Source organism: Sphingomonas sp. Leaf38 (assembly GCF_001421825.1).
Classification (GTDB): domain Bacteria; phylum Pseudomonadota; class Alphaproteobacteria; order Sphingomonadales; family Sphingomonadaceae; genus Sphingomonas.
In genome coordinates this window covers 131,872-158,426 of record NZ_LMLD01000010.1, presented here as the reverse complement: position 1 = coordinate 158,426, position 26,555 = coordinate 131,872, and the positions used below count along the sequence as shown (strand labels likewise).

The 26,555-nt window shown below is 66.3% G+C and carries 26 protein-coding genes; 12 read left to right on the top strand and 14 right to left on the bottom strand.

The features are described from left to right. The first annotated feature begins 40 nt into the window (after positions 1-40). From ASE88_RS06310 to ASE88_RS06290, 5 genes are all read left to right on the top strand, one after another. Entirely contained in the window at positions 41-793 is a 753-nt protein-coding gene (locus tag ASE88_RS06310) for a tetratricopeptide repeat protein (RefSeq protein ID WP_056476734.1), read from the top strand. Further along, positions 790-2,112, top strand: a complete 1,323-nt coding sequence (locus ASE88_RS06305) for a PQQ-binding-like beta-propeller repeat protein (RefSeq protein ID WP_055879489.1) — start codon at positions 790-792, stop codon at positions 2,110-2,112. The genes ASE88_RS06310 and ASE88_RS06305 overlap by 4 nt, the downstream gene beginning before the upstream one ends. Positions 2,113-2,284: 172 nt before the next feature. Then, positions 2,285-3,673: a ribosome biogenesis GTPase Der gene (gene der, locus ASE88_RS06300; RefSeq protein ID WP_055879492.1), complete on the top strand. Its 1,389-nt coding sequence runs from the start codon at positions 2,285-2,287 to the stop codon at positions 3,671-3,673. A gap of 6 nt (positions 3,674-3,679) precedes the next feature. Then, a complete protein-coding gene (locus tag ASE88_RS06295; RefSeq protein ID WP_321163403.1) occupies positions 3,680-3,898 on the top strand; it encodes a sulfurtransferase TusA family protein in 219 nt (72 codons plus the stop codon). A gap of 83 nt (positions 3,899-3,981) precedes the next feature. Further along, complete coding sequence (locus tag ASE88_RS06290) at positions 3,982-4,419, top strand: Hpt domain-containing protein (RefSeq protein WP_056476730.1); 438 nt, start codon at positions 3,982-3,984, stop codon at positions 4,417-4,419. Positions 4,420-4,525: 106 nt separating this feature from the next. Here ASE88_RS06290 and bfr read toward each other — a convergent pair whose 3' ends face one another. From bfr to purL, 4 genes are all read right to left on the bottom strand, one after another. Beyond that, entirely contained in the window at positions 4,526-5,041 is a 516-nt protein-coding gene (gene bfr, locus ASE88_RS06285; protein ID WP_055879504.1) for a bacterioferritin, read from the bottom strand. 103 nt (positions 5,042-5,144) lie between these two features. Further along, on the bottom strand, positions 5,145-5,315 hold the full coding sequence (locus ASE88_RS19420; protein WP_082463413.1) for a bacterioferritin-associated ferredoxin: 171 nt from the start codon (positions 5,313-5,315) through the stop codon (positions 5,145-5,147). A gap of 81 nt (positions 5,316-5,396) precedes the next feature. Beyond that, complete coding sequence (locus ASE88_RS06280; protein WP_056476726.1) at positions 5,397-6,647, bottom strand: DUF418 domain-containing protein; 1,251 nt, start codon at positions 6,645-6,647, stop codon at positions 5,397-5,399. A 467-nt stretch (positions 6,648-7,114) separates the two neighbouring features. After that, positions 7,115-9,343, bottom strand: coding sequence for a phosphoribosylformylglycinamidine synthase subunit PurL (gene purL, locus ASE88_RS06275; RefSeq protein ID WP_056476720.1), 2,229 nt, complete (start codon positions 9,341-9,343; stop codon positions 7,115-7,117). Positions 9,344-9,528: 185 nt separating this feature from the next. On the opposite strand from purL, the gene ASE88_RS06270 reads away from it, so the two are divergent. Next, positions 9,529-9,927: a DUF1842 domain-containing protein gene (locus ASE88_RS06270; RefSeq protein WP_055879511.1), complete on the top strand. Its 399-nt coding sequence runs from the start codon at positions 9,529-9,531 to the stop codon at positions 9,925-9,927. Between the two features lie 304 nt (positions 9,928-10,231). Here the strand turns inward: ASE88_RS06270 and map are convergent, their stop codons facing one another. Continuing rightward, positions 10,232-11,059, bottom strand: coding sequence for a type I methionyl aminopeptidase (map, locus tag ASE88_RS06265; RefSeq protein WP_056476718.1), 828 nt, complete (start codon positions 11,057-11,059; stop codon positions 10,232-10,234). A 50-nt stretch (positions 11,060-11,109) separates the two neighbouring features. Between map and ASE88_RS06260 the strand changes: the two genes are divergently transcribed. Then, on the top strand, positions 11,110-11,868 hold the full coding sequence (locus tag ASE88_RS06260) for a competence/damage-inducible protein A (RefSeq protein WP_056476713.1): 759 nt from the start codon (positions 11,110-11,112) through the stop codon (positions 11,866-11,868). Between the two features lie 13 nt (positions 11,869-11,881). Here the strand turns inward: ASE88_RS06260 and ASE88_RS06255 are convergent, their stop codons facing one another. The 3 genes from ASE88_RS06255 to ASE88_RS06245 all read right to left on the bottom strand — a co-directional run bounded on the left by ASE88_RS06255 (position 11,882) and on the right by ASE88_RS06245 (position 13,728). Next, positions 11,882-12,301 carry an HIRAN domain-containing protein gene (locus tag ASE88_RS06255; protein ID WP_055879522.1) on the bottom strand — a complete coding sequence of 140 codons (420 nt, stop codon included), beginning with the start codon at positions 12,299-12,301 and terminating at the stop codon, positions 11,882-11,884. Positions 12,302-12,493: 192 nt separating this feature from the next. Then, complete coding sequence (locus tag ASE88_RS06250) at positions 12,494-12,733, bottom strand: hypothetical protein (RefSeq protein WP_056476711.1); 240 nt, start codon at positions 12,731-12,733, stop codon at positions 12,494-12,496. Positions 12,734-12,939: 206 nt separating this feature from the next. Further along, complete coding sequence (locus ASE88_RS06245) at positions 12,940-13,728, bottom strand: metallophosphoesterase family protein (protein WP_056476707.1); 789 nt, start codon at positions 13,726-13,728, stop codon at positions 12,940-12,942. A 158-nt stretch (positions 13,729-13,886) separates the two neighbouring features. Here ASE88_RS06245 and ASE88_RS06240 point away from each other — a divergent pair, with 158 nt between their 5' ends. Beyond that, a complete protein-coding gene (locus tag ASE88_RS06240) occupies positions 13,887-14,879 on the top strand; it encodes a M48 family metallopeptidase (RefSeq protein ID WP_056476704.1) in 993 nt (330 codons plus the stop codon). On the opposite strand, the gene wecC is transcribed toward ASE88_RS06240, so the two are convergent. After that, positions 14,880-16,160, bottom strand: coding sequence for a UDP-N-acetyl-D-mannosamine dehydrogenase (gene wecC / locus ASE88_RS06235; protein WP_056476698.1), 1,281 nt, complete (start codon positions 16,158-16,160; stop codon positions 14,880-14,882). Continuing rightward, positions 16,144-17,307 carry a non-hydrolyzing UDP-N-acetylglucosamine 2-epimerase gene (wecB, locus tag ASE88_RS06230; RefSeq protein WP_056476694.1) on the bottom strand — a complete coding sequence of 388 codons (1,164 nt, stop codon included), beginning with the start codon at positions 17,305-17,307 and terminating at the stop codon, positions 16,144-16,146. The genes wecC and wecB overlap by 17 nt, the downstream gene beginning before the upstream one ends. A 152-nt stretch (positions 17,308-17,459) precedes the next feature. On the opposite strand from wecB, the gene galU reads away from it, so the two are divergent. Beyond that, positions 17,460-18,332 (top strand): UTP--glucose-1-phosphate uridylyltransferase GalU, encoded by an 873-nt coding sequence (gene galU / locus ASE88_RS06225; RefSeq protein ID WP_055879542.1) that lies wholly within the window; start codon positions 17,460-17,462, stop codon positions 18,330-18,332. A 55-nt stretch (positions 18,333-18,387) separates the two neighbouring features. Here galU and ASE88_RS06220 read toward each other — a convergent pair whose 3' ends face one another. The 4 genes from ASE88_RS06220 to ASE88_RS06205 all read right to left on the bottom strand — a co-directional run bounded on the left by ASE88_RS06220 (position 18,388) and on the right by ASE88_RS06205 (position 22,030). Further along, a complete protein-coding gene (locus ASE88_RS06220; protein ID WP_055879545.1) occupies positions 18,388-18,663 on the bottom strand; it encodes a hypothetical protein in 276 nt (91 codons plus the stop codon). 207 nt (positions 18,664-18,870) lie between these two features. Continuing rightward, positions 18,871-19,398 carry a molybdenum cofactor biosynthesis protein B gene (moaB, locus tag ASE88_RS06215; protein ID WP_055879548.1) on the bottom strand — a complete coding sequence of 176 codons (528 nt, stop codon included), beginning with the start codon at positions 19,396-19,398 and terminating at the stop codon, positions 18,871-18,873. A 5-nt stretch (positions 19,399-19,403) separates the two neighbouring features. Continuing rightward, positions 19,404-21,275: a lytic transglycosylase domain-containing protein gene (locus ASE88_RS06210; RefSeq protein WP_056476691.1), complete on the bottom strand. Its 1,872-nt coding sequence runs from the start codon at positions 21,273-21,275 to the stop codon at positions 19,404-19,406. After that, entirely contained in the window at positions 21,272-22,030 is a 759-nt protein-coding gene (locus ASE88_RS06205) for a uracil-DNA glycosylase (RefSeq protein WP_055879553.1), read from the bottom strand. The genes ASE88_RS06210 and ASE88_RS06205 overlap by 4 nt, the downstream gene beginning before the upstream one ends. Positions 22,031-22,182: 152 nt before the next feature. Here ASE88_RS06205 and ASE88_RS06200 point away from each other — a divergent pair, with 152 nt between their 5' ends. The 3 genes from ASE88_RS06200 (at position 22,183) to ASE88_RS06190 (ending at position 26,371) form a co-directional block, all read left to right on the top strand. Further along, entirely contained in the window at positions 22,183-23,844 is a 1,662-nt protein-coding gene (locus tag ASE88_RS06200; protein WP_056477149.1) for an electron transfer flavoprotein-ubiquinone oxidoreductase, read from the top strand. A gap of 40 nt (positions 23,845-23,884) precedes the next feature. Beyond that, positions 23,885-25,270 (top strand): tetratricopeptide repeat protein, encoded by a 1,386-nt coding sequence (locus tag ASE88_RS06195; RefSeq protein ID WP_056476687.1) that lies wholly within the window; start codon positions 23,885-23,887, stop codon positions 25,268-25,270. A gap of 225 nt (positions 25,271-25,495) precedes the next feature. After that, a complete protein-coding gene (locus ASE88_RS06190) occupies positions 25,496-26,371 on the top strand; it encodes a 4-(cytidine 5'-diphospho)-2-C-methyl-D-erythritol kinase (protein WP_056476686.1) in 876 nt (291 codons plus the stop codon). Positions 26,372-26,555 lie beyond the last annotated feature (184 nt).

Below are 26,555 nucleotides of genomic sequence, written 5' to 3'. Positions count from 1 at the left end.
AGGTCCGCGCCGTCCATCCCCAAATATTCCGGAGCTGTCCTTGGCCCTCCCGCCGAAAACCGATGAAGCATTTTTGCGCGAGGTCGACGAAGAACTCCGCCGTGACCAACTCGCCGGATTCTGGACGACTTGGGGCAAATGGGTCGCGATTGGCGTCGTCGCCGCACTCGCTGCGTTTGCTGGCTTCCTCTACTGGCAGCATCGCGATGGCGAGGCCGCCGGCGTCGCCGGTGAGCAGCTTCAGGCTGCCTACGATTCGCTAGGCGCGAACAATGCCGCTGCTGCGTCGAAGCCGCTCGCCGAGCTCGCCAAGTCGAACCGTGACGGCTACCGTGCGCTCGCGCTGTTCACGCAGGCCGATATCCTGCTTCAGAAGAACGACCTGAAGGCAGCCGCGGCCAAGCTCGGCACGATCGCCGCCGATGCGTCGCTGGCCAAGCCGTTCCGCGATCTCGCTTTGGTCCGCCAGACCTCGGCCGAGTTCGATACACTGAAGCCGCAGGTCGTCGTCGAGCGCCTCCGTCCACTCGCCGTTCCCGGTGGTGCATGGCTCGGTAGCGCGGGTGAGATGGTCGCGATTTCCTTTCTCCGGATGAACCAGCGGCAGCAGGCGGGCGCGTTGTTCGGCCAGATCGCGCGCGATACCGGCGTACCAGAGACGATCCGTCAACGTGCGGTTCAGATGGCCGGCGTACTGGGCGTGGACGCTGTTGGCAGCCAAGGTTCTACCGACGGGCCGACCGCCAGAGTGATCGCTCCGGCCGCATCAAACGAGGATACCAAGGCGCAATGATGAAGACATATCGGGTGACGGTCGCCGTCGCCGCGTTGGTGGCGCTCAGCGGTTGCGGAATCTTCAAGGGCGGCGGCAAGAAGACGCCTACGCTGGGTGATCGCGTGTCGATCCTGGTCTCGGAAAACGAGGTCGAGACCGACAAGACGATTGCCGATGTGCAGGTCCTGCTGCCCGCGCCTGCGGTCAACGATGCTTGGTCGCAGCCCGGTGGCAACCCCGCCAAGTCGATGGGCCAGCTCGCGCTTGCCGATCAGCCCAAGCGGCTGTGGCAGTCGGGGATCGACGGCGGCTCGAACCGCGAACGGCTGGGTGCCGCCCCCGTCGTCGCCGACGGCAAGCTGTTCGTGACCGACGTCACCGCGACGATCCACGCGTTCACCGCCGATACCGGTGCGGCGTTGTGGAGCGCAGGGATCACCGAAGGCGATATAAACCGTGCCGCGCGCTTCGGTGGCGGCGTCAGCTATGACGACGGCAAGCTCTATGCCACCGACGGCGTCGGCGATGTCGTCGCGATGAGCGCGGCAGATGGCAAGATCTTGTGGCGTGCCAAGCCCGGCGCGCCGTTGCGGGGCGCACCGACCGTCGCCAATGGCGCGGTGTACGTTCTGACCCAGGACAACCAAGTCTTCTCGCTCAACCAGACCGACGGCAAGGTCCAGTGGGTCCAGTCGGGGACACTCGAGACGCAGGGCGTGTTCGGTGTCGCGGCCCCCGCGGTAAGCCAGGGTACCGTCGTCGCGGGTTTCTCCAGCGGCGAGCTCAGCGCCTATCGCTACGAGAATGGCCGCATTCTGTGGCAGGACGCCTTGTCGCGCACCTCGGTCACCACTTCGGTGTCGAGCCTGTCCGATATCGATGCCGCACCGGTGATCGACGGCGGCCGCGTCTATGCAGTCGGGCAGGGGGGGCGCATGGTCGCACTCGAACTGTCGACCGGACAGCGCCTATGGGAGCAGAACTTCGCGGGCATTTCGACGCCTTGGATCGCGGGGGAATGGCTGTTCGTGGTCACCGACGACGCCAAGCTCGTCTGCCTGTCGCGTTCGAACGGCAAGGCCCGCTGGATCGCGCAGTTGAAGCGGTTTCAGAACGAGAAGAAGCGCAGCAACGCGATCACGTGGTTCGGCCCGATACTGGCCGGCAACCGCTTGATCCTGACAAACTCGCGCGGCGAGATCAATTTCGTTTCGCCGACCGATGGCACGATCAGCGCAACGATCGAGACGAAGACGCCTTTCTCGCTGCCGCCGATCGTCGCGAACTCGACGCTCTATACGCTCGACCAGAAGGGCAAGGTCACCGCTTACCGGTGATAAAACTCCCTCGTCCGTCGGAAGCGGGAAGGGGGCCACATTGAAGGTAAGGAAGGGTGAGGGTGACGCTTCGACACGTTGCCCTCACCGTAACGTGACTATGTCGCTTCCCCATGTCCCGACGGGATAGGGACTAGGTGACCTTTGCCGCGACACGCGCTAAGGGCCTGCCATGTCCAAACTCCCCGTGGTCGCGATCGTCGGCCGCCCAAATGTCGGCAAGTCGACCCTGTTCAACCGCCTCGTCGGCAAGAAGCTCGCGCTGGTCGACGACCGGCCCGGTGTCACGCGTGATCGACGCGAGGGCGATGCGTCGTTGATCGGGCTCGAATTCCGCATCATCGACACCGCCGGCTACGAAGACCACGACGCGCAGACGCTGCCCGGCCGGATGCGCCAGCAGACCGAAGCCGCGGTCGAGCAGGCCGATGTCGCGCTGTTCCTGTTCGACGCGCGCGCCGGGATCGTGCCCCTCGACGAGGAGATTGCGCGCTGGCTGCGTACCGCCGACGTTCCGGTCATCCTCGTCGCCAACAAGGCCGAAGGCCGGGCAGGCGAAGACGGTATCCTCGAGTCGCTCGCCCTCGGCTTTGGCGATCCGGTGCAGTTGTCCGCTGAGCATGGCGAAGGCCTGGGCGACCTGTTCGAAGGCCTGCTCCCGCTGCTCGAAGGCAAGGAAGAGCCGCCCGAGGAACAGCCCGATAACGAATATGAAGGCCCGCTGAAGCTCGCGATCGTCGGCCGCCCGAATGCGGGCAAGTCGACGCTCGTCAATCGCATCCTCGGCGAGGACCGCATGATCACCGGTCCGGAGGCCGGTATCACGCGCGATTCGATCAGCGTCGATTACGACTGGCACCCGACCGGTGGCGAAGCGCGCAAGGTGCGGCTGATCGACACCGCGGGCATGCGCAAGCGCGCCAAGGTGCAGGACAAGCTCGAGAAGATGTCGGTCGAGGACGCGCTTCATGCGGTCGACTTCGCCGAGGTTGTCGTGCTGCTGCTCGACGCCACGCTCGGGCTCGAGGCGCAAGATCTCCGCATCGCCGACAAGGTGCTGCAGGAAGGCCGCGCGCTCGTCATCGCGCTGAACAAATGGGATATTGCCGAAAGCGCGTCGTCGCTGTTCAACGGCGTCAAGCGCGCGCTCGAGGATGGCCTCAGCCAGGTCAAGGGCGTCACCGTGATGACCGTGTCCGGCGCGACCGGCAAGGGCATCGACCAGCTGCTCCAGGCGTGTTTCGACACGCGCGATGCGTGGTCGAAGCGCGTCGGCACCGGGGAACTCAATCGCTGGTTCGAGCGCGCGATCGAGGCGACCCCGCCGCCGGCCCCGGGCGGCAAGCGGATCAAGATGCGCTACGTCACGCAGGTCAAGACGCGCCCGCCAAGCTTCGTCATCTTCGGTACGCGCGTCGATCAGCTCCCCGCCAGCTATGAGCGGTATCTGGTCAATTCGATGCGCAAGGACCTCGGCTTCGGCGCGGTGCCAGTGCGCCTGATGTTCCGCGCACCGAAGAACCCGTATGACGATAATGGCAAGGGCGGCGGCGGCAGCTAGACGCTGGTGTACGGGGTGGTCCACATCGATGCCCGGGGAATGCGCTGTCCCTGGCCGGCGGTGCGGCTGGCGCGCGCGTTGCGCGACGGTGCGCGGCATGTCGAGGTACTTGCCGACGACCCGCAGGCCCCGGCCGAACTCTCGGCGGTCGCCGAGGCGTCGAATGCCGAGGTGAAGATCGTTTTGGACAATTTTTACCCGATCTTTGTCGTCACTTGTCGGTAGTGTGACAACATTGTATTTACTCGGACCGGCTAAGTTGCGGTTCTGAGCTTCGTGGCGCTATTGCTCAACGGGAGAAGGCGACAGTGTCGTTCGAAGGAAGCACCTTGGTCAACTGGCCGGCATTTTCGCAGGCGCGGGCTGAACTCGGTGCCGGGTTTGTCCGTATCCTCGGCTATTTTCGCGAGGACGGCGTGAAATCTGTCGCGTCGATCGAGGCCGCGATGCGGTCGCTGAGCGCAGCCGCGATGGTGATCCCGGCGCATACGCTCAAGGGCGAAGCGCGGCAGTTCGGAGCCGAGCCGCTCGCCGATCTGGCCGAGGCGATCGAGACGATCGCGCGCGACTGCGTGGAGATGCAGGACACACCCGAAGAGGCGCTGGAGCATATCGTCAACCTGCGCCCGCTCTTCGACCAGACACTGACGCTGCTCGAGCGTGAGGCCAACCCGATCATCGCGCGGAAGCCCGTAGCGGGTGGTTTCGGCCGTCGCGCCGTGCCGACCAGTTTCGGCGAACACTAGGATCGAGCCGACCCGTCCTCGCCCGCACGGGGGAGCATACAGGCCGCCCGATAGGCACAGGCGATACCCGGCAGGGGCATCGCCTGGTGATTACCGCCTCAGGTGATTACCCCTTCAGATACGGTGCCGCGCCAGCCTTGGGCGAGTCATGCTCGGAGATCGAGTTCAGCTGGATGTAGTTGTGGATGCCCATCCGCGCGATCATCTCGAACTGGCGCTCAAGCGTGTCGACATGCTCTTCCTCGCTCGCGAGGATCCGCGCGAACAGGTCGCGGCTGATGTAATCCTTGACCTCTTCGCAGTAGGAGATCGCGCCCTTGAGCTGGACGGTCGCCTCAACCTCGAGCGCGAGATCCGACTTCAGGACCTCCTCGACGGTCTCGCCGATGCGGAGGCGACCGAGCAGCTGGAAGTTGGGCAAGCCATCGAGAAACAGGATGCGCTCCGACAACCAGTCGGCATGCTTCATCTCGTCGATCGACTCCATCCGCTCATATTGGGCGAGCTTGTAGACGCCCCAATGCTCGAGCATCCGGTAATGGAGCCAATATTGGTTGACCGCGGTCAGCTCGTTCTTGAGCGCCTCGTTCAGATAGTCGATTACTTGTGGGTCGCCGCGCATGGCCATATCTCCGTCACCTCTGACGGTCATGTAGCGGGCTGACGCAGATCAATACAACCCCAAAGAATGGCAGTTTTCTGGGCTTTGTCAGCTGCTGCGACGCTTATGCAGCAGCGCGTTCCTCGTCGATAATCGCTCGCGCTATCGACGCGCATTGGCCGCATTTGGGTGTGCGGCCCATCGACCGGAACGCCTGGCAGGGGGTCGTGCAGCCACCACGTGCGCAGCTGCGGACGTCGGATTCTCGTATGGCATTGCAAACGCAGACGACCATGAATGCTCCCTCGCTCTGCGACTCAGGTATAGCTAATGCGACACGCTCGCAAGCTAAATTGCGTCGCGTTCGCAACAAGCGTCATCGGTTCACCGTGAACGCGGAACCTCGCATGGGCTGCCACGCGAATCGCGCGAAACTTCGCCACAACCATTCGAGCGGACCGTAGCGGAACCGATCGAGCCAGGGCTTCGACCACGCGAGCATCAGCAGCCAGACCGCGACCACAATCAGATAGAGCTGCGCGCGGGACAGGCCGCCGTAGAGGCCTAGTCCGTAGCCGTAAAAGACGGTGGTGCAGATCAGCGTGGTGCCGAGATAGTTGGAGAACGCCATCCGACCGGCTGCCGAGAAGCGGGGCGTCAGCCAGCCGCCGGGACGGGCAAGCAGGATGATCGCGGCGGCATAGCCCATGATCGTCGGCGGCCGGAGCGGTGCCGCGAGCGCCAGCCACGATAGCGCGACGTAGCGCGCGTCGAATCGGTGGGCGATGGCGAAGGCCGCGATCGCCGCATAGCAGAGCCAGCCGATCCCGATCCCGGCGACCGCGATCACCCGATAGCGTCGCCGTGTCCATTGGCCGGTCAGGAACCCCGATCGCAGCCCGGCCATGCCGAACAGCATGAACCCTAGCGTCTCGGGTCCGTTGACCGTGAGCGACGTGATCGGGCCGGCCGCGTGCGTCCAGCGCCATGCGACCAGATCGCGCCATCCGCCGCGTCCGATCGCGAGGTCTCGGGCGATGACGGCGGGGCTGGGCTGGCCAAATTGATCCGCCAGACGCTGCCAGTTCGCGACGACGCGGGGCGCGGCGCCGGCTTTATGGGCGGAAGCGTGCAGATCGAACGCATACGCTACCAGCGTCGTGAGTTCGACCATCTGCACCGCGATGCAGGCGAGCCCGATTCCGATCAGCCACCGCACCGGCAGCCGCACGAACATGAAGGCGAACGCGCCGACGAGCGCGTACTGCGTCAGGATGTCGCCCCACCAGAGCAGATAGAGGTGCGCGATGCCGAACACGAACAGCCACGCCATCCGCCACAGATGCACCGTGGCGGGGTCTTCGTCGCGCGCCCGCGCACGGTCGATCACCAGCATCATCGACGCGCCGAACAGGAACGAGAACAGCCCGCGCATCTTGCCGTCGATGACGATGAAGGTGGTGACCCAAGCGATCAGGTCGGGGGTGCTCGGCCAGCCCATCGACGCGGGGGTCATATAGGCGAATTCGGGCAAGCCGAACGCGGCGATGTTGGCGGCGAGGATACCCATGACGGCGACGCCGCGGATGACGTCCAGCGTGGCGATTCTGGCGGGGGCGGGGGTCATGCGGGAAAAGTGAAGATCAGGAAGTTCACACGCTCACGCGTGTCTTGATGGCGGACCGGCATGGCGTCGGGCGACGGCGTTGGAGTGGGTGAGGGGAGCGGCGGTGCCATTCCGGCCTGCTCGCATAGCCGGGGGGCGTAGGACAGCGCGATTTTGGATCGCAGGGATGTGCGGTCGCTGTGCGCACCGTCAGGACGGGTTCTGGGGGGGCGCGGATTTCTTGTTCTCCCGCGAAGGCGGGAGTCCAGTCTGGGCCCCCGCCTTCGCGGGGGAGCAAGGCGCGGTTCGTGCTGGGCGTCCGTGCTCCACAACTGCGACCACCCCGGCGAAGGCCGGGGCCCAAATGGGAGGGCTTTGGTAAGGATGGCAGCGCGAGGTTACTGCGGCCATTCCAATTGGGCCCCGGCCTTCACCGGGGGGGGCGTTTGTGTGTGGGGGGGCTCTAACTTACTCGCGCCCCGATCCGGTCACGCCAGCGCGGCGTCGACGCCCATGAGCTTGGGGAAGAAGCCTTCGTGCGCGGTACGGAGCGTTTCCAGCGCGATGACGTCGTCGCGGTCGGGGCGCTCGAAGATCAGGCGCTTGCCGCCCGTGCGCCCGAGCGGTTCGGCTTCGACGTCGGCGGCGTGTGCCGCACCGAGGAAGTCGAGCATCGCATGGTCCTCGACGGTGACGATATAGACGCCCTGATCCTCGGCGAAGAATGCGCGCGCGCAGTCGAACGGCTGCTTGCGGTCGATCATCGCGCCGATGCCGCCCGCGAGCGCCATCTCGGCGAGCGTCACCGCGATGCCACCGTCGGAGACGTCATGGACCGCGGTCAGCTGGCCGAGGCTGATCGCCTCGCGGATCAGGTCGCCCACGCGGCGCTCGGCGGCGAGATCGACGGGCGGCGGGGGGCCGGCGTCGAGCTGCTCGCGGCCATGGCACTCGCGCAGCCACAGCGACTGGCCGAGATGCCCGCCGCGCGTGCCGACCGCGAGGATGATGTCGCCCGAGCCCTTGAACGCGATCGTCGCATTCTTCTGCCAGTCCGCGAGCAACCCGATCGCGCCGATCGCGGGAGTCGGCAGGATCGCCGAGCCGCCGCCGGTGGCCTTGGATTCATTGTAGAGCGAGACGTTGCCCGACACGATCGGGAAGTCGAGCGCGATGCACGCGTCGCTCATCCCCTCTAGGCAGCCGACGATCTGGCCCATGATCTCGGGCCGCTGGGGGTTGGCGAAGTTGAGGCAGTTCGTCACCGCCAGCGGCAGCGCGCCGACCGCGGTAAGGTTGCGCCATGCTTCGGCGACCGCCTGCTTGCCGCCCTCGACGGGGTCGGCAAAGCAATAGCGCGGCGTGCAGTCGGTGGTCATCGCCAGCGCCTTCTGCGTGCCGTGGACGCGGACGACCGCGGCGTCGCCACCGGGGCGCTGGACGGTGTCGGCGCCGACCATGTGGTCATACTGCTCCCAGATCCAGCGGCGCGAGGCGATGTCGGGCGAGCCCATCAGCGTTACCAGATCGGCGGCGATGTCGTTGCTGTGCGGCGCGTTTTCGAGCGGCGCGGGCTTGGGCGTCGGCACGTGCGGGCGATCGTAGAGCGGCGCCTCGTCGGCGAGCGGCCCGAGCGGAATGTCGCAGACCGTCTCGCCCTTGAACGTCAGCACCATGCGGCCGGTGTCGGTGACCCGGCCGATGACCGCGAAATCGAGCTCCCACTTCCTGAAGATCGCCTCGGCCTCGGCCTCGCGGCCGGGCTTGAGGACCATGAGCATGCGCTCCTGGCTCTCGCTCAGCATCATCTCGTACGGCGTCATGCCAGTCTCGCGCTGCGGCACGTCGTCCATCGTCAGCTCGATGCCGACGCCGCCCTTCGACGCCATTTCCACCGCCGAAGAGGTGAGGCCGGCGGCGCCCATATCCTGGATCGCGACGATGACGTCGGTCGCCATCAGCTCAAGGCAGGCCTCGATCAGCAGCTTTTCGGTGAAGGGATCGCCGACCTGGACGGTCGGGCGCTTGGCATCCGAATCCTCGCCGAAGTCCGCGCTCGCCATCGTCGCACCGTGGATGCCGTCGCGACCGGTCTTGGAGCCGACATAGACGATCGGATTGCCGATGCCGCTGGCGGCCGAATAGAAGATCTTGTCCTGATCGGCGATCCCGACGGTCATCGCGTTGACCAAGATGTTGCCGTCATACGCGCTGTGGAAGTTCACTTCGCCGCCGACGGTCGGCACGCCGACGCAATTGCCGTAGCCGCCGATGCCGTGGACGACGCCCGAGATCAGGTGGCGCATCTTCGGGTGATCGGGCCGGCCGAAGCGCAGCGCGTTCAGGTTGGCGATCGGCCGCGCGCCCATCGTGAAGACGTCGCGCAGGATGCCGCCGACGCCGGTCGCCGCGCCCTGATAGGGCTCGATATAGGACGGGTGGTTGTGGCTCTCCATCTTGAAGATCGCCGCCTGGTTGTCGCCGATATCGACGACGCCGGCATTCTCGCCCGGGCCGCAGATGACGCGGGGGCCCTTGGTGGGCAGCTTCATCAGGTGGATCTTGCTCGACTTGTAGCTGCAATGCTCGGACCACATCACCGAGAAGATGCCGAGCTCGACGAGATTGGGCTCGCGGCCGATCGCGTGCAGGACGCGCTCATATTCTTCGGGGGACAGGCCGTGGTCGGCGACGATCTGGGGCGTGATCTCGGTCATGCGGGGGCAGATAGCGGCGGCGAGGGGCCGCGTCACCCTTTGTGCGTCAGATTCACGCGAAAGGTCACGGCCAAGTCCAGATGGCTTCGCCGCATTCGTTTCGGACCCAATCTCGCTGGACTCGCCAGTCGCGCTATGAGGAAATCCACTACAGGACCAGCAAGGATCCACAGGAGGAACTATTCATGACCGAGTCGGTGGGGTTTTATCAAGTAAAGCTGCAGGTTCAGCACGCCGGGTTCGCCGGTGCGCCGGTACTTCATCTCGATCTGGGCGTGAATGCCGTAACCGGACAGGTTGCCGGATCGGCGCAGATCACGCAGGCGCTGCCGCCACCTTATGGAACGACGATGATTCCCTATATCACGGGTGCGATCCTGCACACCGGCTTCGGACAGGACACGCTGCTCGTGCATCTTACTGGGCAATATGTCGTGTCGGTGCCGCCGCCCGCAATCGGATCGTATCTCGCCCATTTCAGCGCGGCGCTCGCGGTGACCAAGGACTGGAACGGCAAGGGATCGTTCGACTATGGCGGCCACGTCATCACCGATTGCACGGTGAAGAACGTTTCGACCAGTTGACGCCGATTCGGATCGATGGCGTCGTGACCCGACAACGACAAGCAGCGCCAACGTGGTCGACGTTCATTGCCAGCGGAGCGAATAGGCTACGCGGGTGGATAAATCGCGCGCTGTTTCAATACCGGAAGAGACGAGCGCGGCCAGCGTATGGTTGGCCAAGGCGCAAAGCTCGGCGGGAGATGGGGCCGTTCCAGTATTCCGTCATCCTGCCGAAAGTCAGGATGACGGAAACCAGGCGATGCGCGGCAATGACCGCGTTTGCAGCAATGCGACCCGCCGACTAAACGACCCGCGCTAGCGCCGCTCAGACGTAGGGCGGCTGCGTGTAGCCCTTGGGGCTGAGCGTGAAGATGTCGCAGCCGGTCTCGGTGATGCCGATCGAATGTTCGAACTGCGCCGACAGTGAGCGGTCGCGCGTCACCGCCGTCCAGCCGTCGTCGAGCAGCTTTACGTCGGGGCGGCCGATGTTGATCATCGGTTCGATCGTGAAGATCATGCCGGGGCGCAGTTCGGGGCCGGTGCCGGGCTTGCCGACATGGACGACCTCGGGCGCGTCGTGGAACAGCCGGCCGACGCCGTGACCGCAGAAATCGCGGACCACGCCGTAGCGGTGCTTCTCCGCATGCCGCTGGATCGCGTTGGCGACGTCGCCCATCCGGTTGCCGGGCTTGGCCTGCTCGATGCCGAGCATCAGGCATTCATACGTCACCTCGACGAGGCGGCGCGCCTTGATCGGCACGTCGCCGATCAGGTACATCCGGCTCGTGTCGCCATGCCAGCCGTCGAGCAACGGCGTGACGTCGACATTGACGATATCGCCCGATTTCAGCGCCTTCTCGCTCGGGATGCCGTGGCAGACGACATGGTTGATCGAGATGCAGACGCTGTGCGTATAGCCGCGATAGCCGAGCGTCGCGGGCACGCCGCTGCCGGCGATGATGAAGTCGTAGATCAGCCGGTCGATCTCGGCGGTGGTGACGCCGGGCACCATGTGCGGCACGATCATGTCGAGCGTCTCGGCGGCGAGCTGGCCCGCCTTCATCATGCCGGCGAACGCCGACGCGCCGTGCAGTTTGATGGCGCCGGTGCGCGCGTCGGGCTGGTCCGAGGTGACGGTTACATATTCGGTCATGCCGCGCGATATAGCGTAGCGACGGCTCTTTTGCGAGGCTATGCGGGGGCATGGCACAAGAACGCATCTGGACCGCCGCGCTGACGATCATCGGTGACGAGATCCTGTCGGGCCGCACGCAGGACAAGAACGTCGCGCAGATCGCGGCCTGGCTCAACGTGCATGGCATCCGCCTCGCCGAAGTGCGCGTGGTCGCCGACAAGACCGAGGCGATCGTCGAGGCGGTCAACACGCTGCGCGCACGCAACGATTATCTGTTCACGACCGGCGGGATCGGGCCGACTCACGACGACATCACCGTGGATGCGATCGCCGAGGCGCTGGGCGTCGCGGTCGAGCATCATCCACGTGCGATGGCGGTGCTGGAGGCCTATTACGCGACTCGCGGCGGGCTGACCGAGACGCGCGCGCGGATGGCGCGCGTGCCGGTCGGCGCGGACCTGATCGACAACAAGGTGTCGGGCGCGCCGGGGATCCGGATCGGCAACATCTTCATCATGGCGGGGGTGCCGCACATCACCGCGGGGATGCTCGACGCGCTGACCGGGACGCTCGAGGGCGGGCGCCCGGTGGTGTCGAAGACGATCGGTTGCTGGGTGGCGGAGAGCGAAGTCGCCGATCTGCTGCGCGACGCCGAGAAGACGCATGAAGGCGTCGCGATCGGCAGCTATCCGTTCTTCCGCGACGGGCGGACGGGTGCGAACTTCGTCGTGCGGAGTTCGGACGAGGCGCTGGTCGACCGCTGCATGGCCGATTTGACGCGCGATCTCGAAGCGACCGGGCGAATCGTCAGCGCACAGGGGATCTAGCGCGGCGCGCGATTCAGGCTCCCCATTCGGGGCCTTCGGGATCGGGATAGAAGGCGTCCGGATCGAACGCGGCGGTGCGGCCGGGCGCGGGTGTTTCCGCCTCGCTTGGACGGGGGAGCGTCGGCATGCCGCCGCCAAAGCGGAGGCGGAGATAGCCCATGCTGCCGACCAGCGCCTGGAACACCGCGACATACCCCTCCTGCTGCATCCGCCGGCCGATCAGCGGTGCGCGCTCGGCGGAAAGATATCCCATCTGCACACCGCGTTCGCTGAAGACCGCCACGGCATTGGCGTCATGCGGGTTCTTCGGCTCGCGACGGAGCTCGACCGGTTCGCCCGGTGTGCAGAGCATCAGCTCCATCCGTCGGTTGCTCCCGCTCCGGTCTGCGTTGGGAAAGTCGATCCCGACCACGGTAAGCGTCAGTTCGTCCATGCCGTGTCCTTCGATCCAGACGCGTCGTCTGGCACCTGACGCGCCGAGCAGAATCGGCGCCCAACGCATGCGCGCGTCTGCGGAGCGGACCTCACCGAGCGGACCTTCCGATGCGCTGCCGGCGAGTGACGGAGTCCGGGCAAAAAAATAGCGGCCCGAAGACCGCTATTTCCTTCAACGAAGTCGTTAGACTTAGTTGCTGTCCGAGTTGTCGTCGTTGTCTGCAACGATGACGATCCCGGCTACGACTGCAGCCGCTGCCAGGATGGCAACGATGATGCCGCCGCCAGCAAGCTCGTTCTTCTTTGCCGACGCCGAACCGGTGCGAACCGACTTCGAAACCGACAGGTTGGCTGCTGGATTTGCTGCCATGGCCGGAGCAACTGCCATCGTGGCGGCTGCTGCGGTCAGGATGTACTTCCCAAGACGCATGATGAACTCCCTTTGTGCTCGTCGCGCTGCCAATGGCACGAAACCAGTGACATGGCAACCAACGTAACCGGTAAGGAACGGAAGCGTTCCCCACTGTTGCGGCAGTGCAACATGCATCTGCCATTGCGCTCTATAGCGGCTGCCCGAAATTCGAGAAGGGGGCGTGGCGCTCAGATGTGATAAATACCGGCTGAAACAGCGCGGATCTAGGTCGAAGCATCTTCAAGGCTCGGTCCGGCGGTCTGAAGATGCCAGACATCGCTGCCTTCCAACCCCAGAGCCGTAAGCTTGCCGGATTTGTAAGCGCCGGTGTCGACGCCGATCCGGTGCGTGCGATGCTCGATGTCGTCGGTCATCGTATGGCCGTGGACAATCGTCTTTTCCAGCCTGGTGCGATGGTCGAGAAACGGATCGCGGATCCAGCGCAGGTCGGCCGTGCGTTGACGGTCGAGCGGGGCGTCGGGGCGCACCCCGGCGTGGACGAAGGCATAGTCGCCAATCACGATCATGTCCTCGAAGTTGCCGACGAATGCGCGATGCTCGCCCGGGACGAGATCGGTAAGACGATGGACGAGCTCCTCATAGTCGAGCCGCTCATATTCGGTCGATTCCATACCGTAGCTCAGCACGGTCTCACGCCCGCCGATTCGGCAGAACAGCCGCAACGCCTTGGGTTCACCGTCGAGCGCGCCCAGAAATATCTCCTCGTGATTGCCGAGCAGACATCGGACGTTGCCGCGAGTCGCCGACAGCGTGCGCAACCGCTCGATCACCGCCGCCGAGGCGGGACCACGATCCACCAGGTCGCCAAGGAAGATTAGCAGGGTGTCGGCTGGGCCGCGTTCGGCATCGTCCGCGTCGATCAGCGCGATCAACTCGTCGAGTAGGTCGGCGCAGCCATGGATGTCGCCGACCGCATAGACGCGCTGGCCTTCGGGCACGGAGGGGGCTGACGCCTTGGCAGCGGTGCGAGACTTGAAAAGCTTTGAAATCATGAAGCCGAGATGTGTGCAGTGCGGTATCGAACTGCAATACCACGGAGGTGTGGCGCGTACCGGGTTACGCGGCAGGTCGCAACGTTCGCGCGCCGACCCGTGGCCGCGACCAGCTTTGTGCGCATGACGCGGTCGCCGGACGCGGCTAATGCAAGGCTATGACGCTTACCGCCCGGCTGTTGCCGCTTCTCCTGCTGACCGCCGCCGCACCCGCCCCGGAAGCCGCGCCGCCCCCAGCGTTCTTCGAGGCTCTGCGGACCGCGGACCTGCGGCTGGCGACGATCGCGTACCGGCTGACGACCGCCAATGCGGCGCTGTGCGACCGGGTCCAGCCGCAGATCGGCATGCCGATCCACGCGTTGACGCAATATGGCCCGGCAGCGCGCGGACCGGCGGCGACGGCGTTCGGATTCGAGTCGCTGATCGGCGTCGAGGCGGTGGTGGCGGGCGCGCCGGCAGATCGCGCCGGGATTCGCGCGAACGATTCCCTGGCGGCAATCGGCGATGTCGCATTGCCGGGCTTGCCCGCTGCCGACGCCCCCGAGAACGCGGCGAGTCGCGACATCGCCGAAGCGACGATCGCCGATGCCACACCGAGTCGGCCGCTGCAGTTGACGGTGCTGCGCCAGGGACGCCGACAGACCATCGCGGTAAACCCGGTGACCGGCTGCCGATCGCGGTTCGAGATTCTGCTCGGCAGCGGGCTTGACGCGAGCGCCGACGGATCCGTGGTGCAGATCGGCGAGCGGTTTTTCGAGGGCTATACCGATGCCGAAATTGCGGTCGTCGTGGCGCATGAACTCGCGCACAACATCCTGCGGCATCGCACGCGGCTGGATGCCGTGAAGATCAATCGGGGGCTGCTTGCGGAGCTCGGGCGCAACGGCCGCCTGATCCGCGAAACCGAAGACCAGGCCGACCTGCTCGGGATCTACCTGCTCGCCAATGCCGGTTATGATCCGATGTCCGCGCCCGCGTTCTGGCGACACAAGGGTGGCACGGTTGATGGCGGGCTGTTCCGCAGCCGGACGCATGCCTCGTCGAAAGCGCGCGCCGACACGCTGGACGCGGTGGCGCGGACGATCGCCGCCACCCCGGCCCGGCCCCTCATCCCGCCGGTCGTGGCGACCCGGAACGAGCCGCTTCGCTGACTATCGCCGATCGGGCGACGCGCGGGGCTGATCCGGCCAGATTCCGCGTGTATCGAGCACCAGTTTGTCGGCGCGCTCTTCCAGAGGGATCGACTTGAAGACGTCGTGATCGACCAGCACGACCATGATCGGACAGGTCTCGATCGCGGTATCGACATCGATCAGCGTCGCGCCGCTATGGGCCAGCGCCGCGGGGAGCGTTCGGGCATAGGGTTCGACGATCCGGACCCGGTCGCCGAAAGCGTTTGCGACGGCCTGCGCGACCTTCAGCGCGGGACTCTCGCGGAAGTCGTCAATATTCGCCTTGAACGCGAGGCCGAGGCACGCGACCGGTGCGCCGGGCATCGAGTCGACCAGCGCCGCGACCTGCGCGATGACGTGATTGGTCTTGCCGTCATTGACCTCGCGCGCGGTCCGGATCAGGGGCGTCTGGTCGGGCGCGGCATGGACCAGGAACCAGGGGTCGACCGCGATGCAATGCCCGCCGACGCCGGGGCCCGGCTGGAGGATGTTTACGCGCGGGTGACGGTTGGCGAGGCGGATCACCTCCCACACATCGACGCCCATCGTGTCGGCGATCAGCGATAATTCGTTGGCGAAGGCGATATTGACGTCGCGAAACGCGTTCTCGGTCAGCTTGGTCATTTCCGCGGCGCGCGCGGTGGTGGTGACGCAGGCGCCGCGGACGAAGCGGCGGTAGAAGGTGAGGGCCTTTCGCGCGCACCGCGGCGTGATCCCGCCGATGACGCGGTCGTTGTCGATCAGCTCGACCAGGATGCGGCCGGGCAACACGCGCTCCGGGCAATAGGCGATCGCGATATCCGCCTGCTCACCCGCGCGGCCGGGCACGCGGATATCCGGGCGGAGCCGGGCCAGCAGGTCGCGCACGCGCTCGGTGGTGCCGACCGGGGAGGTCGATTCGAGAATGATCGTGTCGCCGGCCTTCAAGACCGTGGCGATCGTCGTCGCGGCATCGAGGACATAGCCGATGTCGGGCGCGTGATCGTCGTCGAACGGCGTCGGCACCGCGATGACGAAGACGTCGGCAGGCTCGATCACGGTCGAGGCGCGCAACGTACCACGCGCCACCACGCCCGAGACGAGCCCGTCGAGATCGACCTCCTCGATATGGACGCGGCCCGAATTGACGGTTTCGACCACCGGCTCGGTTACGTCGACGCCAAGCACGCGCGCGCCGGTCCGCGCGATTACCGCGGCGGTCGGCAGGCCGATATAGCCGAGCCCCATGACGACGACGGTGAGTTCAGTCTCGGTGAGCATGCGCGGCGGGTCCCTGTGCGTTGGCGGGGGTAAACAGATCGGCGATGATCGTCGCGATCCGTTGGGCGGCGTGGCCATCGCCGAACGGATTGTGCGCGCGGGCCATCGCCGCATAGGCTGGTTCATCGTCGAGGAGCGCGACTATCTCGGCAACGATGCGATCTTCGTCGGTGCCGATCAGCTTGGCGGTGCCCGCCGCCACCCCCTCGGGGCGCTCGGTCGTCTCGCGCATCACCAGCACGGGCTTGCCGAGTGCGGGCGCTTCCTCCTGCACGCCGCCCGAATCGGTCAGGACGATGTTCGCCATCCCGAGCGCGCGGACGAAGTGCGGATAGTCGAGCGGTGCGATCCGTGCGACGTTCGCGCGTTCGCCCAGGATGGCGTCCATCACCGACACGACATTGGGGTTCGGATGAACCGGAAACAGCACCGCCACGTCGTCCCGCTCGGCGATGCGGCCGATCGCGCGTGCGATCGCGGCCATGCCGTCACCGAAATTCTCACGGCGATGCGTCGTCACCAGGATGATCCGCTTGCCCGCGAACCGGGCGGCGATGTCGTCGAGGCCGGCGGCAAGCGCGGGATCGGCGGCAACCCGCGCGCTGGTCCAGTGCAGCGCGTCGATCACGGTATTCCCGGTGACGTGGATCGTGTCGGGTGCGATCGTCTCGCGGCGGAGCGCCTCGGCCGACGTCTCGGTCGGCGCGAGGTGGAGCGCGGCGATCGGTGCGACGATCCGGCGGTTCACCTCTTCGGGCCAGGGATGATAAATATCACCTGACCGCAGTCCCGCTTCGACATGCGCGACCGGAACCTTCCGATAATAGGCGGCGAGCGCGCCGGTCATCGCGGTCGCGGTGTCGCCCTGGACGATGACCAGATCGGGCGATTCGGCGTCCATCACGTCGCCAAGCCCGGTCAGGAGCCGCGCGGTCAGGCGATCGAGCGTCTGGCCGGGCTCCATCAGGTCAAGATCGATGTCGGGCGCGAGATCGGCGATTGCCAGCACCTGGTCGAGCAGCCCGCGGTGCTGCGCGGTGACGCAGGTCCGCACCGTCACGTCGGGAAGCGCCGCCAATGCCCGGATGACCGGGAAGAGTTTGATCGCTTCCGGGCGCGTTCCGAAGATGACGAGGATCTTTTGCATGTAACGCCTCTAGCGCAGCGTGCTTAACGGCGCGCTAAACGATCGTAGCAATCTGCACCTTGGGTGCGGGGCAATCTGCACCCTGGGTGCGGGGGGATTTGCACCTGTGGGCAGGGGCGGATAGTGCCGTGACATAGATATTGGAGTTTCGAATGACCATCAAACCGCTGCGTAAGGCCGTCTTCCCGGTTGCAGGATTGGGTACGCGCTTCCTCCCCGCCACCAAGGCGATGCCGAAGGAAATGCTGACGGTCGTCGACAAGCCGTTGATCCAATATGCCGTCGAGGAAGCACTCGAGGCGGGGATCGAGCAGATCATCTTCGTCACGGGCCGCAACAAGGGCTCGCTGGAGGATCATTTCGATATCTCCTACGAGCTAGAGGATACGATGAAGGCGCGCGGCAAATCGCTCGATGCGATCAGCCATATCCGGATGAAGCCGGGTTCGCCGGTCTATGTGCGCCAGCAGGAACCGCTCGGTCTCGGCCATGCGGTATGGTGCGCGCGCGAGATCGTCGGCGACGAACCCTTTGCCGTGCTGCTCCCCGACGAATTGATGGTCGGGACGCCCGGCTTCCTCAAGCAGATGGTCGAGGCGTATAATCAGGTCGGCGGCAACGTCATCGGCGCACTTGAGGTCGCCGATTCGGAGACCGATAAATACGGCATCATCTCGCCGGGGGCGATCGACGGGCGCCTGACCGAAGTCACGGCGCTGGTGGAAAAGCCCAAACGGGGTAGTGCACCGTCCAACCTGATGATCCCCGGTCGCTATATTCTCCAGCCCGAGGTGATGCGCATACTCGAAACGCAGGAGAAGGGCGCAGGCGACGAGATCCAGCTGACCGACGCGATGGCGCAGCTTATCGGTGTCCAGCCGTTCCACGGCTTTACCTTCGACGGCCAGCGCTATGACTGCGGCGACAAGGGCGGGTATATCCAGGCCAATCTGGCGATTGCCTTGTCGCGCGATGATATCGGCCCGGGTGTCCGCGCGTTTGCCGAGCGTTTGTTGGCGAAATGACCGGGCTCTAGGGCGGCGGCGGCACCGGTACGGTGCCGCCGCCGCCCGCGGCGCGTCACTTCTGCGCGACCATCACCGTCGTGGACTGGACCGTGGTCTCGGCCATCGTCGTCTTCGGCATGTCGAGTCCGTCGGCGCTCCACTGCGTCGCGCTCTTGCACGTCTTGCGCTGGAGGTGTGTGCCGGTGACGGCCGGATCGGTCAGGCAATATTTCTGCGTCTTTGCATCGTATTTCAGTGCCGTGGTCGGCTGTGTTTCGCCGGCGAGGGCCGGCGCAGCGGTCACGACCATGGCGGCGGCGATGAAGCTGTTCAGGATGAGCGATGGCATGATGGCGTCCTTCGGATCGTTGGTGTCGCACCCCTGATCGGGTGCATGACGACCAATGCATCGAGTGTGCCAGTTTCCTAATACGGCGATACACGCACGCAGCGGGCTCGAATCATGCGATATTCTTGAGGCTGACCGTTTTGCACCGGAAGCGGTGTTCCGATCGCAACACCATGATTTGGTGCCATGTACGGGGTATTGGTGCTTTTAGCGTTCCAGCAACCGCGGCATCAGTTCGACGAAGTTGCAGGGGCGATGGCGGCTGTCGAGCTGGTCGCGCAATATGCCGTCCCAGCCGTCCTTCACCGCGCCGGTCGAGCCGGGCAGCGCGAAGATATAGGTGCCGTGCGACACGCAGGCGCAGGCGCGCGACTGCACGGTCGAGGTGCCGATCGTCTGGTAGCTCAGCATGCGGAAGAGTTCGCCAAAGCCGGGGATCATCTTCTCGGCGACCTGCTCGATTGCCTCGGGGGTCACGTCGCGCCCCGTCACGCCGGTGCCGCCGGTGGTGATGACGCAGTCGACCTCGGGATCGCCGACCCAGGCGTGCAGCCGCGAGACGATCGTCTCGACATCGTCCTTCTCGATCCGGCGATCGGCGAGGATGTGACCCGCCTCGGTCAGCCGCGCGACGAGAGTGTCGCCCGAGCGATCCTCGGCGAGGCCGCGCGTGTCGGACACCGTCAGCACGGCAATCCGTACCGGCAGGAACGTCCGGCTTTCATCGATCGGCATGAAACTCAGTCCGCGCGCGTGACGGTGGTGGAGCGTGGTCCGACGTTCGCATTGACCGCGAGGGTCGCCTGCACCGGCGTCACGCTGGCGTGATATTGCGTGTACGGCTTGGCGGCCATCCGGACCGCGGACGCACCCGGCAGACCGGGGAAGCGCGGCCACATGCCTTGCGCCAGCGCGTTGCGGCTGGTCGATGCCTTCTTGCCGCCCTGTGCCTCGTACATCCAGTAATTGCGCAATACCGTGGTCACGTAGCCGCGCGTTTCCCAATAGGGGATGCTCTCGATGTACAGCAGCGGATCGCCGTTATCATGGACGATCGCGTTCCAGTCGCCGACCGGACGGGGACCCGCATTATAGGCGGCGATCACCTTGGGCAGGAGCCCGCCGGTCACGCCCGCCATGTCGCGAAGCCGCTCGAGATGGCGCTGGCCGATATCCATGTTGGTCGACGGCTTGGTGAGCGCCTTCATGTCGATCGCGGTGCCGCGTTCGCGCGCGAAGTCGGTCGCGGCGGCGGGCATGATCTGCATCAGGCCATAGGCGCCCGCCGGGCTCTTCACGGTGTTGCGGAACCGCGATTCCTCGAGCGTGTGCGCATAGACCAGCGCCTTGTCGATGTGCCAGCCGCTGTCCGGCGTCCAGTTCGGCGTCGGATAGCGCGCCTCGGCGGTCGACGTGACGCCCTGCGGGCAGTTGTGCGCGAGGAACACGGTGGTCGCGGGCAGGCTCAGCGCCTCGGCGACGCGGACCAGATTGGCGAATTCGCGCGGGTCGCCGATCTTGGCCTGCTGGCGGATGACGGTATCGGCGAGATCGGTCTCGCCGACCTCGACCAGCGCCGCGGCGACGCGGACGTTGGGGCGCTTGCCGACGACCTTCCAGTCGCTCGCGACGAGCCCGCCGACCGACGTCCCCTTGTCCTTCATCGCCAGCTGCTGGCGCGCGAGCTGGCCGTAGAAGCTCTCGCTGAACTGCGCCGCCGCCTTCAGGCGACCCTCGATCTTGTCGGGGCGCGCACACACCATGTCCGCGCGCGACGCCCAGTACAGCGCCGCCGCGCGCAGGTCGACGTCGCCGGCGCGCGCCGCGACGCCCTCGAACCCGGTTTCGGCATTCGCGCAGTCGTTCTGCCGCCATGCCGACAGCGCGTTGACCCAGCGACCCTGCACCGCCCAGTCGCCGACGCCGTCCTGCGCCTTGGTAGCCATGACCCGTGCGTTCGCATCGTCGCCCTGGAGGAAATAGATCCACGCGATCTTCTGCTGCCACTCGGTCAGCGCCTCGGGGGTGAGCCCGGGCGTGCTTTCGAGCAGCGACTGCGCCTCGCGGCCCATGTCCGCCTTGACGTAGGGCTGCATCTTGAGCGCGAGATCGGCGGCGATCATGTCGCCCTTGAGGCTCTTGGCGCGGACGCGACGCGGCGCGCCGTCCTGCCAGATCAGACGCTGCGCGACGGGCAGCGGGGGAAGGTCGACGGCACCGCGCATCGCGGCGAGGCGCGAGATCTGCTCGGCCTCGGGCAGCTCCGGCGCTTCGTTGAGCAGCGCGACGAGCGGCTCCATCTCGACCCTGGGCGAACCCTTGGCCGTATACATCTCCGCACGCGCGATGGCGTGCAGCGGGCCGGGCTTCATCGTGTCGAGCCCGATCTGCGCGTCGGTCCACTTGCCGTCGCGGATCGCTGCGAACACGGTCCTGTACGCCTCGCGCTGGTCTGGATCGAGCTGGTCGGGGATCTGCTCCAATGTCGGCGCACCGACGAGCTGCGTCGCGCCGAGCCGGGTATTGCCACCGGGCTCGCCCGCGATCTTAGCGGCGAAAGCCGGAAGGGGGAGGGCGCTTAGCCCCAGAACGATAGCAAGAGTTCGAATCATCGTGCGCCCTTTTGCGACATCTGTGCGCCCATCAGCATCTGCAAGTCCTTCCAGGCCTCGGCCTTGGCCGCCGGCTTCTCGATCAGAAACCGCGGATGGAAGCTCGCGACGACCGCCGTAGAACCAGCCCCCGTTTCTCCGGTCTTATGGTTAAAGTCGTGTAAACGCCCGCGCGCCGCCTGTAATTCCGTCCCGAGGATCGCACGGCTCGCCGCATTGCCCAGCAGCAGCAACCGCTGCGGCGCAACCAACCCGATGTGATGCTTGGCGATTTCTGCCAATCGCTCCTCGACGTCGCTATGGATCCGCCCTGCGGTCGGCCGCTTTGCGCAGACCGCCGCGAGATGCACGTCATCGCGCGTCAACCCGATCGCTGCGAGCATCCGGTCGAGCAGCCGCCCCGAGGCGCCGCTCAGGAGCGCCCCGGCATCGCCATCGTCGCGATCCGGGCAATCGACAAGCACCATGACCGTAGCGTCAGCCGGGCCCATGGCCGCCAGCGACACCCCGCTCCAGTCCGCCTCGGGAACCGCCGCGCCGCGCCGCCAGTCGAGAAAATCGGCAAGCAAAAGCGGCATCGCGGACTGTGCGACGACCGGTCCGGCAGGCGCCGCGGCGGGCACCACGAGTGGCTCCGGCGCCGCGAACCAGTCGCGCGGGACGTCGTCGACCAGCGTGTCGACGCCAGCCTCGTGCCACCAGTCGAGCGCGCTCGCCGCGGCATTTCGCCAGTCGATGGTTTGGTCCGCCCCCACAGGGTAACCTATGCTGCACGGTTGACGTGGCGGTCAACTCGCGCAATCGCCATAATGGACAAGACGGTGCCGGCCCGAGCCCGAACGAACGCCGAAGCGCGCGGGCCGGACGGAAAGCCAGGCAGACAGGGGACATCCCCCGGGAGACGATGATGACGACACGTGAATCGATGCCCTATGACGTGGTGATCGTCGGCGCAGGCCCGGCCGGTCTCTCGGCAGCGATCCGTCTCAAACAGATGGCGGCCGAGAAGGACGCCGAGATCAGCGTCTGCGTGCTCGAAAAGGGCTCCGAGGTCGGCGCGCACATCCTGTCGGGCGCGGTCATCGATCCGAAGAGCCTCGACGAACTGCTCCCCGACTGGCGCGAGGACGGCTGCCCGCTCGCCGAGGTGCCGGTGACCGAGAACCACCACTGGATCCTCAGCAAGACGAAGAAGAGCGAAATGCCGCACTTCGTCACGCCGTCGTTCATGCACAACAAGGGCACCTACACCGGCAGCCTCGGCAATCTGTGTCGCTGGCTCGCGGGCAAGGCGGAGGAACTCGGCGTTGAGATCTTCCCGGGCTTCGCCGCCGCCGAAATCCTGTTCAACGACGACGGCTCGGTCAAGGGCGTCGCGACCGGCGACATGGGCGTCGCGCGCGACGGCACGCACAAGGGCGACTACACCCCCGGCCTCGAACTCCACGCGAAGTACACCTTCTTCTCGGAAGGCTGCCGCGGTCACCTGACCAAGCAGCTGATCGCCAAGTTCGATCTAGCCAAGGACAGCGATCCGCAGGTCTATGGCCTCGGCATCAAGGAGCTCTGGGACATCGATCCCGCGCTCCACAGCCCCGGCCGCGTGATCCATACGCAGGGCTGGCCGCTGACCGAAACCGACGGCTCGAACGGCGGCGGCTGGATCTATCACCAGGCCAACGGCCAGGTCTCGATCGGCTTCGTCACGTGGCTGAACTACACCAACCCGCATCTCTCGCCGTTTCACGAGATGCAGCGCTGGAAGACGCACCCCGAGATCGCCGCGCTGCTCAAGGGCGCCAAGCGCGTCAGCTACGGCGCGCGCGCGATCAGCGATGGCGGGCTGCAGTCGATCCCCAAGCTCGTGATGCCCGGCGCCGCGCTGATCGGCGACAGTGCCGGCTTCCTCAACGTGCCGCGGATCAAGGGCACGCACACCGCGATGAAGTCCGGCATGATGGCCGCCGAGGCCGCGGTCGAGGCGATCGTGTCGCAGCGCGGCCATGACGAGCTCGCCGCCTATCCCGCGGCGTTCGAGACGTCGTGGGTCAAGAAGGAGCTGTCGGTCGTCCGCAACGTCGTGCCGCTGGTCAAGAAGTTCGGCGACTTGGTCGGCTCGGGTCTCGCCGGCGTGACGATGTGGCTCGAGCATCTGGGGATCAAGGTGCCCTTCACGATGCACCATCACCCCGATCACGAGAGCCTGTGGCGCAAGGATCTGGTCAAGCCGATCGACTATCCCAAGGCGGATGGCGTCCTTACCTTTGATCGTCTCTCGTCGGTGTTCATTTCGAACACCAACCATGAGGAGGACCAGCCGGTCCACCTGACGCTCAAGGATCCGGCGGTGCCGATCGCCTACAACCTGCCGATGTACGACGAGCCCGCGCAACGCTATTGCCCGGCCGGCGTTTACGAGGTCGTCGGCGTCGAAGAGGGCGATCCGAAGTTCGTCATCAACGCGCAGAACTGCGTCCACTGCAAGACCTGTGACATCAAGGACCCCACCCAGAACATCAACTGGGTCGTACCCGAGGGCGGCGGAGGCCCCAATTATCCCAACATGTAAGCCCCTTTGTCTGCCTCTCCTCCTCCTGCTCGGTCTCGCCGTGGCGGCACCCGCCGCGGCCGAGACGGGGGATCTCTCCGCCTATCTGAAGGCGCGCGCCGCCGATGCCGCGGGGCGACCCGACCTTGCCGCCGCCAGCTATGCCAAGGTGCTGGCGGCATCGCCCGCCGATCCCGTCGTCGCGATCCGCGCCTATCGCGAAGCGCTCAAGGCGGGTGACATGCCGCTCGCCACGCGCGCCGCCGCTGTCCTCGGCAGGGCGGGCGTTGCCCCCGCCGATGCCGCGCTGCTCCCGCTCGCCGAGGCCGCACGACAGGGCGATACCAAAGCCGCGAGCGCCGCCATATCCACGCTCGCGACCGGTCCGCTCGTGGTCCTCGCGCCCTCGCTCTACGCCTGGGTTGCGCACGCCGAAGGTCGCGATCCCGAACCGTCGCTCGCCACCGCCGCGAAGGACCCGGTCGCCAACCGCTTCGCCGCCGAAACCCGGACGCTGATCGCCGCGGCGCCCACCAGGCAACCACTCGCGATCGGCGTCTCACGCCTGCTCACCCGCCTCGCCAGTGATCTCGCCGCGGGCGAACCCTCGCCGCTGTCGATCGCCCTGACGCAGGCTGCACTGCGCGCCGACCCGCGCTACGACGGCGCGCGCGTCCTGCTCGCTGACGCGCTCGCCCGCACCGAGATCGTCGACCGCGCGCTCATCGTCCTCGATGAGATCGGTCCGAAAAGTCCCTCTGCCGCCGCCGCCGCCGCCGCGCGAATCGACATCCTCGCCAACGCCGACCGCGACGGCGAGGCGCTTGCCGCCGCCAAGAACCGCGTCGACCAGCCGGGGGCGGGGGCCGCTGACTGGCAACGCTATGCCGATCTGCTCCTGACCACCGGCAACCCCGCCGATGCCGCCACTTATTACCAGCGCGTCATCGCCGCCGACGCCGACACGGGCGGCAGCTGGGCGGCATGGCTGCAATATGGCGGCGCGCTCGATCAGGCCGGCCGCTGGCCCGAGGCCCGCGACGCGCTCGAAAAGGCCGTCGCGCGCGGCCCGGCGCAACCGCTTGCACTCAATTATCTCGGCTTCGCGCAGGTCGAGCATGGCGACGACATCCCCGCGGCGCTCAAGCTGCTCGAACGCGCCACCCGCCTTGATCCGACCAATGCCTCGATCACCGACTCGCTGGGCTGGGCCTATCATCTCTCCGGCAACACCGTGCGCGCGCTGCCGCTGCTCGAAACCGCCGCGCAGGCTGAGCCCACCAATGCCGAAATCGCGGATCACCTCGGCGACGCCTATTGGAGCGTCGGCCGACACTATGAAGCCCGCTACGCGTGGCGCGCCGCGCTGCTGACCGCCGAACCCAGCGATACCGCGCGCCTGACTGCGAAGATCACGAACGGCCTCCCGCCCAACGCGCGTCGCTGACTCGCTTGTCGCAACGGGAAGGGGCCAGCACCGGGCAGTGCCTGGCCCGAACCTGGCGAAGTGCGCCCCCCTTGCGTCGTCCTGACGAAAGTCAGGATCCAGAGCCGGGCACGGCATCGCTCGTTACGCTGGATCCCGACTTTCGTCAGGATGACGGGAGGCTGGCGTTGCCAGCGCCCCTCCGTCCGCTAAGCCCAACCCGAACCGCAAACCCCGAGACCCACGATGCCCGCCACCACCGAACCCGCGCCTGCGAAGATCAACCTGGCGCTCCACGTCCGCCGCCGCCGCGACGACGGCTATCACGAGCTCGAAACGCTGTTCGCCTTCGCCACCGACGGCGACATCGTCACCGTCGAACCGGCCGCCGCGAACAGCTTCATCATCACCGGCCCCTTCGCGGATGCGCTGCTCCCCGCCCCAAAACACAACACCACCCCGGCCTCCGCCGGGGTGGCGGCATGGGGTGGCAACCTCGTCACCGCCGCGGCCGACGCCTTCACCGCCGCGTTCGCCCCAGACACCCACCACGCGATAACGCTCGAAAAGCACCTCCCGATCGCCTCGGGCATCGGCGGCGGCTCGGCCGACGCCGCCGCGACGCTCCGCGCGCTCGCCCGCCTCCACTGCGTCGGGCCGACCGATCCCCGCCTCCACGCGATCGCCGCAACGCTCGGCGCGGACGTCCCCGCCTGCCTCGCCAACCGCACCACGCTCGGCACCGGCAAGGGCGACACCCTCGCAAACCTCGAGGGCCTGTCCGGAACGCCGCTCCTCCTCGTAAATCCCGGCGTCGCGGTCTCCACCGCCGCGGTCTTCAAGACGTGGGATGGCCAGGATCGCGGCCCGATCCCCGAAGGCGACCTTCTCACGCGCGCAACCGCCGGCCGCAACGATCTGGAGCCCCCCGCATTGGCCTTGGCCCCCGTCATCGCCGACGTCCGCATGCTGCTCGACGCGGCACACGAGGTCTTGCTGTCCAGAATGTCCGGATCCGGTGCCACCTGCTTCGCCCTTTTCGAGACAGCCGAAGCCAGAGACGCTGCCGCAACCGCCGCTTTAGCCCGCGGCTGGTGGACGCTCGCAACGACGCTCGCCTGAACGGCCTCCCACCGCGCGCCGTCATCCTGACGAAAGTCAGGACCCAGACCCAAAAACGAACACGCCGGCCACTCCCAAGCGTGCGCCTAAACGACCCGACCCATTCTTGACCAAACTCTGCCTTTTTCGCGGAAACCCGATGTTCCACACTTGTTCCAAGAGAACAAAGAGAATACATGGCGTT